Source organism: Snodgrassella alvi, assembly GCF_002777855.1.
Taxonomy (GTDB): domain Bacteria; phylum Pseudomonadota; class Gammaproteobacteria; order Burkholderiales; family Neisseriaceae; genus Snodgrassella; species Snodgrassella alvi_E.
Genome location: NZ_MEIK01000034.1, coordinates 443,696 through 461,068, shown reverse-complemented (window position 1 = coordinate 461,068; position 17,373 = coordinate 443,696). Strand labels below are relative to the sequence as shown.

Below are 17,373 nucleotides of genomic sequence, written 5' to 3'. Positions count from 1 at the left end.
CATGTCAAAAACAATGATTATCGGCGCAGCGATTTTGCTGGTTTTGGGTATTTTGCTGTTTATTAAAAGCACAAAAGAGCGCGAAGAAAACGGTGAATGGAGCGGTTCGCTGCAATGGGGCTACCTGTTGATGTTGGTAGGTGCGTTTGGGCTGTTATCAGTGCTGATGAGTTTTACTGCAGTACTACTGTTGTTTGTGCTGTTTACTGGAGTAGCTTGGTTTATTCATCGCCGTAAAAGGAAAAATTCTGCTCAGCCCGATGATAATCACTTTACTGATTATATGAGTGGTTTTTTTCCCATCATACTGGTGGTTTTCATTTTGCGTACTTTTGTTGCTGAACCTTTTCAGATTCCCTCCAGCTCAATGCGGCCGGGGCTGATTCCGGGTGATTTTATTTTAGTAAATAAATTCGCCTATGGTATTCGCTTACCTATTCTGAATAATGTACTGATTCCGGTACACAAGGTAGAGCGTGGTGATGTAATGGTATTTAATTACCCTCGTGACACTCGAGTAAACTATATTAAACGTGTAATTGGCTTGCCGGGAGATGTGATTACTTATAAGGACAGAACACTGACCATCAATGGTAAGGTAGTTAATGATATTGATGAGCAGAAAATATATAGCTACCAGGAACAGGTACCTAATCTGGGCAAAATTATGATTCAGGCACAACAGCAAACTGAACAGCTGGGTAATAAGGGAATCGAAGTATTGAAAATGCCGCAGCAACCAGCAGTTATCTTAGAAGGTGTTCACTCTGACTTTCCGAATCGAGAAATGTGCTCATACTATCCTGACAGTAGTGGCTTTAGCTGTACCGTACCAGCAGGCCAGTACTTTATGATGGGTGATAATCGTGACAACAGTGAAGACAGCCGTTACTGGGGTTTTGTGGATGATAAGCTGGTAGTGGGTAAAGCGTTTTTGATATGGTTGAATTTGGGTGATATGAAACGAATCGGCACTAAAATTCAGTAATGTCTGATTTTAAGCGCAAGAATCTGTCTTGCGCTTTATCTTTTGTAGTGCACCTGCAGTTAGTATGTGAATGTAGGAAATGTTTGTCAGTAAAGAAATTAGATACAGGATTTATAAATAATAAATGAAAAAAAATGATGTACGCCATGAAAATGCTTTGATTAATGTACAAAAAATGCTTGGCTACCACTTCAAACGCACTGATTTTCTACAACAGGCATTGACGCATCGCAGTTACAGCGCGTTACACAATGAGCGGTTTGAGTTTATAGGCGACTCAATTTTAAATTATTCGGTAGCTAAAATGTTGTTTCAGGCCTTTCCACGCCTGACAGAAGGAGAGCTTTCCAGAATGCGTGCCAATCTGGTGAATCAGGATACTCTCGCTCAGATTGCGGCTGAATTAAGAATAGGCGATGCATTATTGCTGGGCAGCGGCGAACTGAAAAGCGGCGGATTTCGCCGGCCTTCAATATTGGCCGATGCCATGGAAGCCCTGTTTGCTGCGGTGAGTTTTGATGCCGATTTTAATACTGCTGAAGCCGTGGTAAGGCGTTTGTATGCGGAGCGTATCCGGCATATTAATCCTCAAGACAGCGGCAAAGATGCTAAAACCCGCTTGCAGGAAGGTTTGCAGGCACGGCACATGCCCTTGCCAAAATACCGAATTGTAGACCAGATTGGGGAAGGACAGGATCAGCAGTTTGTGGTGCAATGTGATCTAGGTGAAACCGGCTTTCAGACTGAAGCTACAGGGCATAGCCGCCGTGAGGCAGAGCAGCAAACCGCACAAACTGCTTTGGATTGGATGGAAAAGCATTTTCCACTGGCCAAAACCAGAAAAAAATAGAATTTAATGGCTAAACTATAAATGATATTTCTCAATTAGCGGCTTGCTCTAAAAGCAAGTTTTTTCAGCGGATGAATATATCGGCATGAAATGTGAGATTAGCTTAGCTTTTCTCTTGCTATGCTAAAAGCCTATCAAGTTTGGACTAAGATTTCACAAATAGGCAGATAATTATTGCCAATTCAAAGCCTTGTGATAAGAAAAGCGATGGGTAATCCTGTATTCATTTCCAGCATGTTAATGCATTATTTGATATTGTTAGATAGCACAAAAGTTTGATTATCTGGACTACCGATTCATCTGAAAATATGCTTTATATCATTGCATCAGAAAGCTAAGTTATTTTACTGATGGATTATGATATCTTCAACTTATCCTCTTACTGTAAAACACCTCTTCAGAGCACTAATTGAATAAGAAAAAACAACTTTGAGTTTAGTTTCGGCGCAAATTATTTGTCCAAATGATAAGTAATCATTTATTCTGATGGCTAAGTAGGAATAAATAAATTTTATGCGCTTACTTTTGCACGTTTTGCATTAATTTTAGCCTAGGCAAGGCTGTCTGTATTTTTTGAAAGAATGTATGTCTGTAAAGCCCGATTACCAGTATCCCTCTTCATCCGATAATTTCCGTTGCGGCTTTGTGGCCATCGTTGGCCGCCCGAATGTGGGTAAATCCACATTGATGAATCATCTGATAGGCCAAAAAATCAGTATTACTAGTAAAAAAGCTCAAACTACACGCCATAAAGTGAATGGTATCTATACCGATAACGAAGCTCAGCTGGTATTTGTGGATACACCCGGTTTTCAAACTTACCATCGCAATGCATTAAATGATCGTTTGAATCAGAATGTCACCGAAGCAGTTGCCGGTGTAGATGTGATTGTATTTGTTGTTGAAGCTTTGCGCTTTTCTGACGCAGATCGTGAAGTATTGCAGCAATTACCTAAGCGTATTCCAGTGGTATTGGTTATCAATAAAGTGGATAAGGCGAAAGCCAAAGACCAGAGCGTGATGCAAGCATTTATTGAGGAAGTGCAGCAAGAATTTACTTTTGCCAGCATTATCTTGGTCAGTGCTAAGCATGGTCTGGGTGTTGCACAGCTTGTACGCACGCTTAAGCCAATGCTACCACAAGGTATACCGCTTTATCCGGAAGACATGGTTACCGATAAATCGGCACGTTTTCTGGCCATGGAAATTGTTCGCGAAAAACTGTTTCGTTATCTGGGCGAAGAACTGCCCTATGCGATGAATGTAGAAGTAGAGCAGTTTGCAGAAGAAGAAGAAGGGCTGTATCGCATATATATTGCTGTACTGGTGGATAAAGACAGCCAGAAGGGCATTCTGATTGGTAAGGGTGGTGAAAAGCTAAAAAAAATATCTACTGAGGCTCGGCTAGATATGGAAAAATTGTTTGAAACCAAAGTATTTTTAAAAGTTTGGGTAAAAGTGAAATCGGGCTGGGCGGATGATATTCGTTTCCTGCGTGAACTTGGTATGTAAAAAGGGTTGGATTTTAGTGCTATCTGGGGCTACCGATAACAATCAATCAGTCATGGTAAATGATTTTGTTTACATCAAAATATTCTGATATCCTTAACATGCTGCAGAACAGATAACTGCAATGTTGCTGTGTTTGGAAAATCAGATGTCTACACAATGCTATTAAATATTCTAGATTTTGTTCACGCTACAATCCGTCAGGTTGTACAGGCTGGTGATACTGTAATAGATGCTACGGCAGGTAATGGATACGATACGTTGTTTTTAGCATCCTGTGTAGGTCCTACTGGGAAAGTAGTGGCCTTTGATATTCAACCTGCGGCTATTGTATCTACACGTACCAAACTTGAAAGTGCTGGTATGAGTGATTGGGTAGATCTGATACAGACAGGCCATGAACATATGAATGAATATATCAAAAGCGAAGTTAGTGCCATTATGTTTAATTTGGGCTATTTACCAGGTGCGGACAAAAATTGTACCACTACAGCCATTACCACACTTAAAGCCATGCAGACCGGATTAGCACATCTAGCACCTGGTGGCATACTGGCAGTTGTAATTTATCCTGGTCACGAGCAGGGTAAAATTGAGGCAGTGGCCGTGCTAAGCTGGGCAGAAGAGTTGCCGCAACAGCAGATATCCGTGCTGCAATATGCTTTTATCAATCGTGTTCACAATGCACCCTTTGCTTTATTCTTACAAAAGCGCAATTAAAAAACTACGAAAATAATCATGAGGAAAACACATGAAACGCAAGGAACTCGTACAGCTGGCTGCTACAGTATTGCAGCGGCTTGATGCCATACTACCGCCTTTGGCTCAGGAACCAGACTGGACAGCTATTGCCTATCGCTGGCATAGGCTAGGTAATAAAGGGGTTCTGGAAAGCCTGCCGCATCCGCATACATTTGATCTTAACTGTCTAGCCGCTGTTGATGAGCAACGCAAGCAACTAGTGCGTAATACTGAGCAGTTTCTAGCTGGCCGTTCTGCAAATAATGTATTGATGACCGGTGCACGCGGTACAGGCAAATCCTCACTGGTAAAAGCGTTATTGCATCAATATGCCAGCAAGGGTCTGCGACTGGTGGAAGTAGATAAAAATGATTTACTTACTTTGCCTGCGTTGCTGAATATACTAAAACAAAGGCCGGAAAAATTTATTTTGTTTTGTGATGATTTGTCGTTTGAAGATGGCGACGAAGCTTATAAGGCTTTGAAAACTACACTGGACGGCGGTTTATCACAACGCTGTGATAATGTATTAGTCTATGCAACTTCCAATCGACGTCACTTGATGCCGGAATATATGGCAGACAATATGGCTCAGACAAGCCAAGGCGGAGAAGTCCACCCACAGGAAGCGGTTGAAGAAAAAGTGTCTTTGTCTGATCGTTTCGGATTGTGGCTAAGTTTTTACCCATTCGACCAGAATGCTTACTTGCAGGCCGTAGAAAACTGGCTGGCTGAGGCAGGTTTACAGCTGGATGATACTGCCCGACGCGCAGCACTGAACTGGAGCCAGAGCCGTGGCAGCCGTTCGGGCAGGGTGGCATGGCAATTTGTGTGCGATTGGGCTGGACGAAAACCAGAAGAGCGCACTCTTTAAGTATTGACAGCTTTAAGCGTTAATATATTGGCGTTTTATGCTAAACCAAAGATAAAAACTTTTGATAAGGTATGTTTTTATCAAAAGTTTTTTCAATGAGCAATGACTTGTGATTCTGAGAATCAGGATTGCGTGAAATCGGTTTGCGTCAGAATTGCTATCTTAAAATTCCAATTCAGTTATCAAATAAATCCGATTGAACTTTGGGTGGAGCGACCTGTACACTGCGCTCGCCGCTGGCAAAACGAATATTGAGAAACTGACCGGTTTTCAGTTTGTTACCATCACTTACGATATGCCCACGCTGATTGGTTACCACACTATAACCTCTGGCCAAAATCTGCAAAGGTGATACAGCCTCAAGTAACGAATTCTGCTGTTGTAATCTTTGCTGTGCCTGTAGCAGAATATGTTGCCATAACTGCCGCAATTGCTGATATTGAAAAACAAGCCTCTGGTCCGCATGGTCAGTCTGAGGCCGCAGATTGTTTAAAAGGTGCTGTTGCTGTAAAAGATTTTGCTGGTGCTGCCTGAATTGCCGCTGCATGCTGAGCTGCAATACGCGCTGCATATCAGATAATTGTTGCTGTTGTTGCTGCCAGTTTTGCTGTGGGTGTCTTAATTGACGTGCCAGCCAGTCCAGCCGTTGTGAAGCATCATAATAGCGTTGCTGCAGTATTTGATAGATACGGGTCTGCAATAGAGCGACATTGCGCCGCAATTGTGCCATATCTGGGCTAACCAGTTCTGCGGCAGCAGTGGGCGTAGGCGCGCGCACATCAGCGGCGAAATCTGTTAGGGTGAAATCAGTTTCATGCCCCACACCGCTCACGGTCGGAATAATACTATCGGCTACAGCACGAACAACCATTTCCTCATTGTAAGACCACAGATCCTCAATACTGCCACCACCACGGCAGACAATCAGTACATCTGCTTGAGCATGCTGATTGGCACTGGCAATAGCCGCTGCAATCTGCATTTCACTGCCAGCACCCTGTACCGCTGTAGGGTAAACTATCACATGAATACCACTATGGCGCCGGCGTAAAGTTGTCACCACATCGCGTAAAGCTGCAGCCGCCAGACTGGTTACCACGCCGACTACCTTCGGATGAGCAGGTAACGGACGTTTACGTTCGGCTGCAAACAGGCCTTCTACTGTTAATTGTTGCTTGAGTCGTTCGTAAGCTTCGTATAACTGTCCCAAGCCTTTATGGCGTACGGCATTAACGGTAATCTGAAATTCTCCACGGGCTTCATAAATACTGATTTTGCCGGAAACTTCCAGATGATCACCTTCTTGCAATGGCTGGCTCATTTGCTGTGCTACACCTTTAAACAATACACAGCGAACCTGCGCGCGCGCATCTTTCAGAGAAAAATAATAATGTCCACTGGCTGCACGGGTAAGATTGGAAACTTCTCCGCCTACCCACAGACCAATCAGATTCTCTTCGAGCAACTGCCGCGCACATGCGTTTAGCTCAGAAACACTCAGCGCCGCAGGCGCAAAGAATTCAGACATAGAAGACACCATTATTTTTGTGCAAATTTATTAGCTGAATATTATACGGCCTTTTATGATGAGTTTCAGTTCCGTCTGCGCACCATGGTATAGTATTATTTTATCGTTGAGAGCCACAACATGGACTGGTTAGCCGGTTTAATACAGCGTCACTGGCAGCATCCTCAAATGGCTTTGAGTATCGCATTGTGGCCGCTGGCCAGAATCTTTCAGACCATTGCCTGGATGCGTCGGTTATTTTATCGGACAGGTATATTATCTAGCACCAAATTGTCTTGCCCAGTAGTGGTGATTGGCAATATCCATGTTGGTGGAGTAGGTAAGACACCGCTTGTAGCGGCTTTGGTAAAGGCACTGCAGGCGCGACAAATAAAAGTAGGTATTATCAGCCGGGGATATGGGCGCAACAGTAAGAAGACTGTTATTGTTGAGAATGGCACTGTTGTCAGTGAGGCCGGAGATGAACCGCTAATGCTGTTTCTGCAAACACAGGCACCAATTGCAGTGGCCACCACACGTGAGGCTGCCGGCCAAGCACTGTTAGCTGCCTACCCAGACATACAGCTCCTGATTAGTGATGATGGCCTACAACATTATGCTTTGAAACGAGATATGGAAATCGTGGTATTTCCATCTGTTGATATCGGCAGAAAAATGGATGTACTGCCCAATGGTCCTTTACGTGAACCTTTACGCCGGCTGCAATACGTAAATGGTATTATTTTCAGTCAGGGTAACCAGCAATCTATACAACAGGCCAACCAAGCGGGGCTAATCATAAATAACCAATGGAAGGGTTATAGCTCAATCAATTATGGCGCTTTTTATTCTTTGAATGAGCCGCATCGTACGGCACAGGCTCAAGAATTTAGCGGCAAACATTGTGCTGCTATAGCAGCCATAGGGCGTCCGCAGCGTTTTTTTCTGGCATTGCAAAATTTGGGGATTGAGCTTGTACAAACCGTAGCACTAAATGATCATGCCACCATTGAATCGGCAGACTGGCCAGAGGCAGACGTGGTATTTATCACCGAAAAGGACGCAGTTAAACTTACCATCCCTATGCTAAACAATATCTGGGTTTTACCGCTCTCTGCACAGATTTGTCCTGATTTAGCACACTTTATTCAGACTGAATTACAACTACAACAGCGCCCATAAATTCCAATAGTTATTTAATTAAACAGATGCCATCAGCACTGGCTGCTGGTAAAATTTGTTCTGGGATAGCATCTTGGCTGATATCAAATGCCTCATTTGCACTAGAGCGTAATCAGCATAAAGCAGGATGAGTACATAACGGATAGACAAATGTGTACTGTCTCAGTATTCCGTTATATGGTAAAGTCATTGATGATTGCGATTAGAAATTAATTAAGCGGCTGTGCCTGATTCAAATACAATCCGAATCAATAAGGATATAGCTTGCCACCACAGTGGTATGAAGGACTAAAAATGGATCAAAAATATTTGGATATTCTGGTATGCCCCGAATGTAAAGGGAAACTACAATGGCATGCACAGCAGCAGGAACTGTGGTGTCGGGCATCTCGTCTGGCTTTTCCGATTAAAGATGGTATTCCCTATATGCTGATTAATGAGGCGCGTCAGCTATCAGATGAAGAATGTGCGGCTAGCGCATGAGTAATTTTATCGTATTAATTCCGGCTCGTTTGTCTTCCAGCCGTCTGCCTAATAAGGCTTTAGCAGATATCCATGGTAAACCAATGGTGGTACGCGCAGCCGAGCGTGCGCAACTAAGTAATGCAGACAGAATTGTTGTAGCTACAGACCACGCAGATATTCAGGCTGCCTGTCAGGCGCATGGAATTGAAGCAGTGCTAACAGCCACCGAGCATGAAAGTGGTACTACTCGGCTGGCTGAAGCTGCAAGGATTTTGAATTTGGCTGATCAGGATTGTGTTATCAATGTGCAAGGGGATGAGCCACTGATTGAACCAGAGCTAATAAATGCTGTGGCTATGCAGTTGGTGCAAAGCAAGGCTCCCATGGCTACCGCTGCACACAAATTAACCGATTACGCTGATTTTACCGATGCGAATTGCGTTAAGGTTGTGCTGAATAATCAAAATAACGCCCTTTATTTCAGCCGTGCCCCGATACCATGGCCGCGGGAACTAATGCGTAGCGGCGCTGAAGTAATGCCTACCGATATCTCTGTTTACCGGCATATCGGTATATATGGCTATCGGGTACAGTTTCTGCACCAATATACTGAGCTAACTCCATCACCATTGGAACAAATTGAGTCACTGGAGCAGTTACGGGTGTTATGGCATGGTTTCAGTATCGCAGTACAAATTACCTCTCACGCACCGGCGGCTGGCGTGGATACAGCAGCTGATCTTGAACGCGTACGTGCCAGTTGGACAAACTGACAACATCAAATCTGAACAGTTTATCTTTTATTTAATTTAAGTGTTTTTCAGGAGTTACAATGAAAATTTTATTGTTAGGCGCGCCAGGAGCCGGAAAAGGCACTCAGGCACAATACATTACTGCTGCTTTCAATATTCCTCAGATTTCTACCGGAGACATGCTTCGTGCGGCTGTTAAAGCCGGCACACCTCTGGGTGTTGAGGCCAAAAAAATTATGGATGCCGGCGGATTGGTACGGGACGACATTATTATTGGCTTGGTTAAAGAACGGATTGCTCAGCCAGATTGTGCCAATGGTTTCTTATTTGATGGCTTCCCGCGCACGCTGGCTCAGGCTCAGGCAATGGAAAAAGCAGGTGTGCATTTGGATGCAGTGGTAGAAATCGCCGTACCAGATGAAGTAATTATCGAACGCCTATCCGGCCGCAGAGTTCATCAACCGTCAGGTCGTACCTATCATCTGATTTACAATCCACCCAGAGTCAACGGCGTAGACGATGAAACCGGCGAACCGTTGATTCAACGCGACGATGATCAGGAAGAAACCATCAAAAAGCGTTTGCAGGTTTACCATGAGCAGACAGAAGTGCTGATTGATTTTTATGGCAAACAGGATGGTGACAATGCGCCAGATTATATCCGTGTAGACGGTACGCAGCCAGTAGAGGCAGTGAAAACTCAAGTGTTGGCGGCATTAAAACTGTAATGTCAGTAAACCATCAGGCTGTCTGTTCGAAAAGGTAGACAGCCTGAAAATTAGCTGCTATGTACCGAACGATTTCATAATCAAGAATACTGAATAGATACTCAGTTCCGGAGAATTTGGTATGAATATTGCCAAAACCGTGCTTGCAACCCTATTATTTGGTGTATGTGCTCTTGCACTGGCACGAAAGGAAACCTTATATAACGAACACTATATAGGTCCAGACGAAAATCAGGCATGGGAAGAGCAAGCTGTACCATTACCCGCTTATCCTGCTGGTAACCAGCAGTGGGTAGATGTATATATCAACCAGACTTACAGCGGCCACCCCAAGCTTTTGCTCAACAGCATTTCCATCAATCCCGATCGAACTGTGCACTATATTCTGAATCAGCAATCTGCGCAGGGCATTAACAATCTTTCAGCAGAAGCGATTCATTGTCCTACACGACGGATGAAAGTATTTGGCTTTGGGGATGATGTCAACAAACGCTGGATCCAGCCACGCAATGGCCAATGGAAGGTAATCGGTACTTCACTGAATGAACTAGATAGAGTGCGCTCTGTACTGTATCAGACCTTCTGTGAAGACGGCTTGCCGCGGAACCACAATGAATTAATGCAGCGCATCACAACTCGCGCTATGCGCTAGACAGGAAGATATGTGGATTGGTTAAATGATGCCCATATTTGGTGGCTGTTAATTCTAGGATTTAGTGCTGGACTGATGGATGCAGCAGTGGGTGGGGGTGGGTTGTTACAGATACCTGGCCTCTTTGGTGTACTGCCAGCACAAACTCCCGCTCCGGTTGTTTTGGGGGTGAATAAATTCGCTTCAGCCAGTGGCACACTAGTGGCCACTGCTCAATATACTCGCCGCATATCTGTACCTTGGGCTATGCTGATACCTGCAGCTGTACTTGCATTTGGTTTTTCGTATCTGGGTTCTCATATTGTTGTATACTTGCCAACGTCATGGATGAAGCCGTCTATTCTGGTTATTTTAATCGTGATGGCGGCATATACATTTCTGAAAAAAGACCTTGGACAAGTTGAGCGCCAAAGTGTGCTTACTAAACGCGAATACGTACATGGTTTGATAATCGGCGCTCTTATCGGCTTATACGATGGCGTTTTTGGCCCAGGCACCGGTAGTTTACTGGCTTTTGTGTTTGTGCGGTTTTTCGCCTTTGATTTTATTACTGCTACGGCTTCATCCAAAGTTATCAACCTGACCACAAATTTTGCAGCTTTGTGCTTTTTTATACCTCATCACTATGTAATATGGCATTGGGCCATTCCTCTGGCAATAGCGAATTTAACCGGCGGGCTAATTGGAGCCAGACTGGCCATGCGTGGCGGTACTAAATTACTACGCAAAGGATTTATTGTTCTACTATGTATTATGATTGGTAGATTCGGCTACGATTTGATGTGATAGATAAGAAAATAAATGATGCATTCGTGGCAGTAATTACTCTAATATCTATCATTCAGATTGAATTGTCATCTATGGAAAGAGAAGATGAACGCCTTTTACGGAAAAACTGCTGTAATATTTGTCGCGATTCTGATTCCATTACTCCGCCTAGAATAGCAGTGTGCTGATTAAGCCGGTGATCGGCAAATAAATCTATCACACTGCCGGCTGCACCAGTTTTGGGTTCTGCAGCGCCATAAATAACTCTATGTACTCGAGCCTGAATCAAAGCACTGGCACACATGGCACAAGGCTCAAGAGTCACGTAAACGTCACATTCCTGTAAACGATAGTTCTTTTGTTTTTGGCTTGCTTCTGTCAGTGCCTGAATTTCCGCGTGATGACTCACATTATGATCAGTGATGCAACGATTGTAGCCTAGACCAATAATATTATTTTTATAAACAACTACCGCGCCAACAGGTACTTCATCCAATAACTGTGCCTGATGCGCTGCCATTAATGCATGACGCATCCAAGATTCCATGTTTTCTTTTGCTGGAAATATTGCTACTGGCGGATGTTGTTTGAGTTGTTGCCGCCAATATTCTTTCTCTTCTGTGCCTATGCTTTGAACATTACAGTTTTCTGCTAGCGCAATCAATTGCCATAATACTCTTTCAGTAGTACCTGTACTAATATTTCGCAGCTGTAAAAAAGTTGTAATCGGGCCACGGCGCTGCAAATCTTCCACATTATGTATATCAAGTTGTTTTAGAATAGTAATCGTTTTATGTGGTAGTGGGGGTGAAGTCATTAAGGTATTCATAATTAAAACCAAAATTAATGCACGTTATCCTACTATAAATTTATTTGATTTTGATGAATAAATTATGCCTCATTATTTTAATTTTTTTTGAATAAAAATCGAATGGTATCAAAATCAATATTCAATTTTTATAGTTGACAGCAGAATATTGAAAAAAGTTGATTTTATATTTAAGCTAAAACTTTTAAGTGTTGATTTTTTTGTTAGGACACTGAAGTTTTGTTCGCGCTATTTATCTGTCTTTGTTCATTTACGGCCTGTGCTATGGCTGCTAAATGAATTTCATCGCTGTGATCCTCATGTTTTTCTGGAATAATTCCAAGCTTCTGGAAAAGAGCCTGATCCTTTTCTACCTGTGGATTTGCAGTTGTTAATAACCTATCGCCATAAAATAATGAATTAGCGCCGGCTAAAAATGCAAGAGCTTGAGTTTGTTCATTCATCTTTTCCCGTCCAGCGGATAAGCGAACATGGGATTTTGGCATCATAATACGGGCTACAGCTAGGACTCTAATAAAATCGAACGGATCAATATCTTTTTCATTTTCCAGAGGAGTACCTTTAACCTTAACTAAATTATTAATGGGTACACTTTCTGGATGTTCTGATAAGTTGGCTAATTGAATCAACAGATTTGCTCGATCTTTGATTGACTCACCCATACCAAGAATGCCGCCACAGCAAATTTTCACACCGGCTGCTCTGATATAAGCCAGTGTTTGTAATCTTTCGCTATAAGTACGAGTAGTAATTATATGACCATAAAATTCAGGTGAAGTATCAAGATTATGGTTATAGTAGTCCAATCCCGCATCGGCAAGGGCGGTTGCCTGTTCTTGCGTCAAACTACCCAATGTCATACAGGTTTCCATTCCCAATGCTTTTACTCCTTTTACCATTTCTAAAACATAGTGCATGTCTTTTATAGTAGGATGCTTCCATGCTGCACCCATGCAGAAACGAGTGGAACCTGAGTCTTTAGCAGCTTTCGCTTTATCAATTACTTTCTGTACTTCAAGCAATTTTTCTTTATTCAGCCCGGTATTATAATGGCCTGATTGGGGACAATACTTGCAATCTTCAGGACAGGCACCTGTTTTGATAGATAAAAGTGTCGATATTTGTATTTGATTGGCTGGAAAGTTTTGTCTGTGCACAGTTTGTGCCATAAAAATTAAATCATTAAACGGCAATTTTAATAATTCCATAACTTCCGGCAATGCCCAGTTATGGCGAATAGCACCTAATGACATATAAATTTCCTTTTGGTGTCAATCTGATAATTACAGTGCATCTTAATATGTAAAACTTTGTTGTCAACCGTTTTGAATATATTTTTATATTAAAATAATAAATTTTGAATTACATCTCTTTGAATTAGTTTATTTTTCATTTGTAAATTAAATTTTTTTATCAGGTAAAAGCAATAATGTACTTACTGCTTTTTATGAGAATATTAATTTGAATCGAGCCAATCAAAGGGTTAGAAATTTTATTTATTTCAAAGATATAATGTGTAGATATTAATTCAAAATTTAATTAAATCTTTGAATTAACAATGTTTACGAATTAAATATCAGTAAGTGTTAAAAATTAGTTTGTTTTTGCTATCTTTTAGCTGGAAAATTTATCTGAGGCTGTTTTAGAATAAATATAACTTGATTAGCTCTGTAGATATTTTTATCTGCATGGAATGAGCAAAATACTGGAAAGGGAAATCAATATGCAAAATTGTGTCATAATCACTGGACATAGCCGAGGATTGGGGCGCGCACTAGCTGAATATTATCTGAATCAAGAAGTTAAGGTGATCGGATTGTCGCGCCATGGCTGGGATAATCCGCCAGAAAGGCTATTACAATATGCTATTGATTTTGCCAATACTGAAGCTATATCCACATTGGTGCAATCGGCCAGTTGGCAAAACGGACTGGAAAATAAAAATGAGGTCACGCTGATTAATAATGCCGGAATAGTGGAGCCAAATGCTCTGGCCGGTCAGCAAGGCTGTGATGCCATTTCCAAAGCCATAGCTGTAAACATCACTGCGCCTATGCTGCTCACTAATGCAGTTATTGCAGCTGCCACCAAAGCCGCTATACGCATTGCCCATATCAGCAGCGGTGCCGGTCGCCATCCCATTGCCGGTTGGAGTGTATATGGTGCCACCAAGGCAGCTTTGGATCAGCATGCAGCCGTCATTGCTGCGGAGCAGCATCCACGCGTGCGTATTGCCAGTATTGCTCCTGGTGTAGTGGATACTAATATGCAGCAATGCATCCGTGCAGCTGATGCCGCCAAATTTCCCATGGTAAACAATTTTATTAATATGAAAACAAATAGCCAGTTGCAGAGTGCTGCCGAAACCGCACAGAAGATTGCGGCCATGATTGCTGCCGACGATTATGGTCAGCAAACACTGCGGGATGTGCGGGAGTAGACAAGGGTTTGTTATAATGGCTCCCTTTTTGCTTTGCCTGACAAAACTTCATGACCATTGCCGCCTACCAGCAACAGCTTACTGAGAAACAACTTTATCTTAATAAATTATTTGCCGACTGTGCATTTCCTGAGATGCAGGTTTTTACTTCACCTGCATCACATTATCGCATGCGTGCTGAATTTCGCATCTGGCATGATGGGGAGACATGCAGTTATGCCATGTTTGCTCCAGGAGAAAAGGCCGGTAATGGTAATGTGAAAAAATTGCGGCACTTTGCTGTCGCTCATAAAAATATCGATTCACTGATGCCAGTAATGCTTGATTGCATACAGTCTAATGAATTACTTAAATCACGATTATTTCAGGTAGAATTTTTAACTACACTGGCTGGAGATACGCTAGTTAGCCTGATATATCACAAAAAACTGAATAACGACTGGATGCAGGCAGCTAAAGCCTTAGCCTCTGAACTGGGTATTCAGATTATAGGACGCAGCCGTGGACAAAAAGTGGTACTTGAGCGCGATTACGTTATCGAACGATTAAGCGTAGATAATGAAGTGTTTCAGTACAAACAATTGGAAGGCGGCTTTACCCAGCCTAATGCAGTGGTGTGTGAGTCGATGCTTAGCTGGGCAACAAATGTTGCTAAAGCTATTCCAATGGGAGATTTACTGGAACTTTATTGCGGTAATGGGAATTTTACCTTGCCATTGGCGCGTCACTTCCGTCGCGTACTGGCTACCGAAGTATCAAAAACCTCAGTACAGGCTGCCCGCTGGAATATAGATACCAACCAAATTCACAATATAGCTATTGCACGGCTTTCGGCTGAAGAATTTACTGAAGCCTATGCCGGTGTTAGAACTTTTAAGCGTCTTGTCAGCGAACAGATTAATTTGGGTGATTATGAATTCAGTACGGTATTTGTGGATCCACCACGAGCCGGTATTGATGCAGACACGCTGCAACTATTACAGAAATTCGACAATATAATTTATGTATCCTGTAACCCCGTTACCCTGTATGATAATCTACAAACCTTGTTAACAACACATCAGGTAAGGCTGGCTGCGATGTTTGACCAGTTTCCGTTCACGCCGCATATTGAATCAGGTGTCTGGTTACAGAGATGTTAATATCTAATTCATAGCATGTTTTTCTATTTATTATATTTTATATCAATAAAAAAACTGCCTGATATTTGTCAGGCAGTTTTTTTGTAGAAAAACATTTTAATTCTGTTCTTCAGTTTGTACTTTCTGGCGCAGGCGCAAGCCTAGTTCGCGCAGTTGTTTTTCATCAACGTGGTTTGGTGCATCTACCAGCAAGTCTTGTGAACGTTGTGTTTTCGGGAACGCAATCACGTCTCGAATGGAATCCGCACCTGCCATTAAGGTTACCAAACGATCTAAACCGAAAGCCAGACCGCCATGGGGTGGAGCACCGAATTTCAGATTATTCAGTAAAAAGCCAAATTTATTCTGCTGCTCTTCAGGCGTGATTTTTAGCGCAGCAAATACTTTTTCCTGAATATCTGCGCGATGGATACGAATAGAACCACCGCCGATTTCCCAGCCGTTTAATACCATATCGTAAGCACGGGCAATACATTCTTCCGGAGCGCTTGCGAGCAGGTCTTCGTGGCCAGCCTTCGGAGCGGTGAACGGATGGTGCATAGCAGACCAGCGTTGTTCTTCCTCATCATATTCAAACATGGGGAAATCAACTACCCATAACGGACGCCATTCATCAGTAAAGTAACCATTTGCAGCACCATGTTCGTGGCCAATTTTGATTCGCAAAGCACCAATAGCTTCGTTTACCACTTTGGCTTTATCGGCTCCAAAGAAGATAATATCGCCATTTTGAGCACCGGTTTTGTTAATAATTGATTGCAACGCGGTGTCAGACAAAAATTTCACAATTGGTGACTGTAAACCACTGTCTTCGCTGTTATTTACTTTGCTAATATCATTAACTTTGATATAAGCCAGACCTTTGGCTCCATAAATACCCACAAATTCAGTATAGGTATCAATCTCCTTGCGGCTCAAAGAGGCACCGTTCGGTACACGTAAAGCCACAACACGGCCATTTTTCATGTCGGCAGCCGCACGGAATACTTTGAATTCTTCCGTTTTCATTACGTCGGTTAGTTCGGTAAATTGCAGGCTAACGCGTAAATCCGGTTTGTCTGAACCATAAAGGAACATAGCATCATGCCAGCTCATGCGAGGAAATGTGGGCAATTCAACGGACAAGGCTTTCTGAAATACCAGTTTTACCATGTTTTCAGTGATGTCCATGATTTCGTTTTCGTTTAGAAACGATGTTTCAAGGTCGATCTGGGTAAATTCCGGCTGACGGTCAGCACGCAAATCCTCATCACGGAAACATTTAACAATCTGATAATAGCGGTCAAAACCGGCCACCATCAGTAATTGTTTGAATAATTGCGGTGATTGCGGTAAAGCGAAGAATTCACCTGGGAATACACGGCTGGGCACCAGATAATCACGCGCACCTTCTGGAGTGGAACGGGTAAGCATCGGTGTTTCAATATCGATAAAACCTTGGCTATCTAAATAGTTACGCACGGCCATGGCAACACGATAGCGCAAACGCAAATTATTTTGCATTACTGGACGGCGTAAATCGATAACGCGGTTGGTCAGACGAACATTCTCGCTGATGCCTTCATCGTCAATCAGGAAGGGGGGCGTAGCTGCAGTATTGAGAATCTCAATTTCTTTGGCCAGCAGTTCAATGCCACCAGAAATCATTTTGTCATTTTTAGTTCCTTCCGGACGTGCGCGCACGCGGCCGGTAATGCTCAATACGTATTCATTACGTGCAGAATCAGCCAAGCTGAATGCTTCCGGTGTATCCGGATCAATTACAACCTGTACAATGCCTTCGCGGTCACGCAGATCTATGAATATCACTCCGCCATGGTCTCGGCGGCGATGAACCCAGCCCTTCACGGTGACAGTTTGGTCTAGGTATTGCTCGTTGATTAAGCCACAATAGTTGGTTCGCATTTTGATGCCTTTGTTACTGTGATTACGGTTAATTGTGTTAT

General features: G+C 42.8%; 17 protein-coding genes. 13 read left to right on the top strand and 4 right to left on the bottom strand.

Translation table 11 applies throughout. From position 1 onward, the window contains the following. The first annotated feature begins 1 nt into the window (after position 1). From lepB to BHC43_RS07895, 5 genes are all read left to right on the top strand, one after another. Entirely contained in the window at positions 2 to 988 is a 987-nt protein-coding gene (lepB, locus tag BHC43_RS07915) for a signal peptidase I (RefSeq protein ID WP_100157023.1), read from the top strand. 124 nt (positions 989 to 1,112) lie between these two features. Next, positions 1,113 to 1,838: a ribonuclease III gene (rnc, locus tag BHC43_RS07910; protein WP_100152635.1), complete on the top strand. Its 726-nt coding sequence runs from the start codon at positions 1,113 to 1,115 to the stop codon at positions 1,836 to 1,838. 585 nt (positions 1,839 to 2,423) lie between these two features. Beyond that, positions 2,424 to 3,350 (top strand): GTPase Era, encoded by a 927-nt coding sequence (era, locus tag BHC43_RS07905; RefSeq protein ID WP_100157022.1) that lies wholly within the window; start codon positions 2,424 to 2,426, stop codon positions 3,348 to 3,350. Between the two features lie 156 nt (positions 3,351 to 3,506). After that, entirely contained in the window at positions 3,507 to 4,067 is a 561-nt protein-coding gene (locus tag BHC43_RS07900; protein WP_100157021.1) for a class I SAM-dependent methyltransferase, read from the top strand. A gap of 31 nt (positions 4,068 to 4,098) precedes the next feature. Then, complete coding sequence (locus BHC43_RS07895; protein ID WP_100140594.1) at positions 4,099 to 4,962, top strand: ATP-binding protein; 864 nt, start codon at positions 4,099 to 4,101, stop codon at positions 4,960 to 4,962. A gap of 175 nt (positions 4,963 to 5,137) precedes the next feature. On the opposite strand, the gene xseA is transcribed toward BHC43_RS07895, so the two are convergent. Then, positions 5,138 to 6,490 (bottom strand): exodeoxyribonuclease VII large subunit, encoded by a 1,353-nt coding sequence (gene xseA, locus BHC43_RS07890; RefSeq protein WP_100157020.1) that lies wholly within the window; start codon positions 6,488 to 6,490, stop codon positions 5,138 to 5,140. A 120-nt stretch (positions 6,491 to 6,610) separates the two neighbouring features. Here xseA and lpxK point away from each other — a divergent pair, with 120 nt between their 5' ends. From lpxK to BHC43_RS07860, 6 genes are all read left to right on the top strand, one after another. Continuing rightward, the gene (lpxK, locus tag BHC43_RS07885; RefSeq protein WP_100157019.1) at positions 6,611 to 7,651 is read left to right on the top strand and encodes a tetraacyldisaccharide 4'-kinase; all 1,041 of its coding nucleotides are present in this window, start codon (positions 6,611 to 6,613) and stop codon (positions 7,649 to 7,651) included. 294 nt (positions 7,652 to 7,945) lie between these two features. Beyond that, positions 7,946 to 8,134 carry a Trm112 family protein gene (locus tag BHC43_RS07880; RefSeq protein WP_100140598.1) on the top strand — a complete coding sequence of 63 codons (189 nt, stop codon included), beginning with the start codon at positions 7,946 to 7,948 and terminating at the stop codon, positions 8,132 to 8,134. Beyond that, entirely contained in the window at positions 8,131 to 8,889 is a 759-nt protein-coding gene (gene kdsB, locus BHC43_RS07875; protein WP_100157018.1) for a 3-deoxy-manno-octulosonate cytidylyltransferase, read from the top strand. Before BHC43_RS07880 ends, kdsB begins: the two co-directional genes overlap by 4 nt. 59 nt (positions 8,890 to 8,948) lie before the next feature. After that, positions 8,949 to 9,596 (top strand): adenylate kinase, encoded by a 648-nt coding sequence (gene adk / locus BHC43_RS07870; protein WP_100140600.1) that lies wholly within the window; start codon positions 8,949 to 8,951, stop codon positions 9,594 to 9,596. Between the two features lie 121 nt (positions 9,597 to 9,717). Next, entirely contained in the window at positions 9,718 to 10,248 is a 531-nt protein-coding gene (locus BHC43_RS07865; RefSeq protein WP_100157017.1) for a CNP1-like family protein, read from the top strand. A gap of 12 nt (positions 10,249 to 10,260) precedes the next feature. After that, positions 10,261 to 11,034, top strand: coding sequence for a sulfite exporter TauE/SafE family protein (locus BHC43_RS07860; protein WP_100140602.1), 774 nt, complete (start codon positions 10,261 to 10,263; stop codon positions 11,032 to 11,034). Positions 11,035 to 11,089: 55 nt separating this feature from the next. Here the strand turns inward: BHC43_RS07860 and tadA are convergent, their stop codons facing one another. Both tadA and bioB read right to left on the bottom strand, forming a co-directional pair. After that, positions 11,090 to 11,845, bottom strand: a complete 756-nt coding sequence (tadA, locus tag BHC43_RS07855) for a tRNA adenosine(34) deaminase TadA (protein ID WP_100157016.1) — start codon at positions 11,843 to 11,845, stop codon at positions 11,090 to 11,092. A gap of 203 nt (positions 11,846 to 12,048) precedes the next feature. Further along, complete coding sequence (gene bioB, locus BHC43_RS07850) at positions 12,049 to 13,098, bottom strand: biotin synthase BioB (RefSeq protein ID WP_100157015.1); 1,050 nt, start codon at positions 13,096 to 13,098, stop codon at positions 12,049 to 12,051. Between the two features lie 470 nt (positions 13,099 to 13,568). On the opposite strand from bioB, the gene BHC43_RS07845 reads away from it, so the two are divergent. Both BHC43_RS07845 and trmA read left to right on the top strand, forming a co-directional pair. Then, positions 13,569 to 14,285, top strand: coding sequence for an SDR family NAD(P)-dependent oxidoreductase (locus BHC43_RS07845; RefSeq protein ID WP_180297456.1), 717 nt, complete (start codon positions 13,569 to 13,571; stop codon positions 14,283 to 14,285). 56 nt (positions 14,286 to 14,341) lie between these two features. Beyond that, on the top strand, positions 14,342 to 15,427 hold the full coding sequence (trmA, locus tag BHC43_RS07840) for a tRNA (uridine(54)-C5)-methyltransferase TrmA (RefSeq protein WP_100157091.1): 1,086 nt from the start codon (positions 14,342 to 14,344) through the stop codon (positions 15,425 to 15,427). A 96-nt stretch (positions 15,428 to 15,523) separates the two neighbouring features. On the opposite strand, the gene aspS is transcribed toward trmA, so the two are convergent. Next, positions 15,524 to 17,332: an aspartate--tRNA ligase gene (gene aspS / locus BHC43_RS07835; protein ID WP_100157090.1), complete on the bottom strand. Its 1,809-nt coding sequence runs from the start codon at positions 17,330 to 17,332 to the stop codon at positions 15,524 to 15,526. Positions 17,333 to 17,373 lie beyond the last annotated feature (41 nt).

What these genes read in the sequence shown, in the direction of transcription:
- tadA (WP_100157016.1), bottom strand. Translation starts at nt 11,845, where the DNA reads ATGAATACCTTAATGACTTCACCCCCACTACCACATAAAACGATTACT.
- aspS (WP_100157090.1), bottom strand. Translation starts at nt 17,332, where the DNA reads ATGCGAACCAACTATTGTGGCTTAATCAACGAGCAATACCTAGACCAA.
- kdsB (WP_100157018.1), top strand. Translation starts at nt 8,131, where the DNA reads ATGAGTAATTTTATCGTATTAATTCCGGCTCGTTTGTCTTCCAGCCGT.
- BHC43_RS07895 (WP_100140594.1), top strand. Translation starts at nt 4,099, where the DNA reads ATGAAACGCAAGGAACTCGTACAGCTGGCTGCTACAGTATTGCAGCGG.
- lpxK (WP_100157019.1), top strand. Translation starts at nt 6,611, where the DNA reads ATGGACTGGTTAGCCGGTTTAATACAGCGTCACTGGCAGCATCCTCAA.
- BHC43_RS07880 (WP_100140598.1), top strand. Translation starts at nt 7,946, where the DNA reads ATGGATCAAAAATATTTGGATATTCTGGTATGCCCCGAATGTAAAGGG.
- era (WP_100157022.1), top strand. Translation starts at nt 2,424, where the DNA reads ATGTCTGTAAAGCCCGATTACCAGTATCCCTCTTCATCCGATAATTTC.
- xseA (WP_100157020.1), bottom strand. Translation starts at nt 6,490, where the DNA reads ATGTCTGAATTCTTTGCGCCTGCGGCGCTGAGTGTTTCTGAGCTAAAC.
- BHC43_RS07865 (WP_100157017.1), top strand. Translation starts at nt 9,718, where the DNA reads ATGAATATTGCCAAAACCGTGCTTGCAACCCTATTATTTGGTGTATGT.
- BHC43_RS07900 (WP_100157021.1), top strand. Translation starts at nt 3,507, where the DNA reads ATGCTATTAAATATTCTAGATTTTGTTCACGCTACAATCCGTCAGGTT.
- bioB (WP_100157015.1), bottom strand. Translation starts at nt 13,098, where the DNA reads ATGTCATTAGGTGCTATTCGCCATAACTGGGCATTGCCGGAAGTTATG.
- adk (WP_100140600.1), top strand. Translation starts at nt 8,949, where the DNA reads ATGAAAATTTTATTGTTAGGCGCGCCAGGAGCCGGAAAAGGCACTCAG.
- lepB (WP_100157023.1), top strand. Translation starts at nt 2, where the DNA reads ATGTCAAAAACAATGATTATCGGCGCAGCGATTTTGCTGGTTTTGGGT.
- BHC43_RS07845 (WP_180297456.1), top strand. Translation starts at nt 13,569, where the DNA reads ATGCAAAATTGTGTCATAATCACTGGACATAGCCGAGGATTGGGGCGC.
- rnc (WP_100152635.1), top strand. Translation starts at nt 1,113, where the DNA reads ATGAAAAAAAATGATGTACGCCATGAAAATGCTTTGATTAATGTACAA.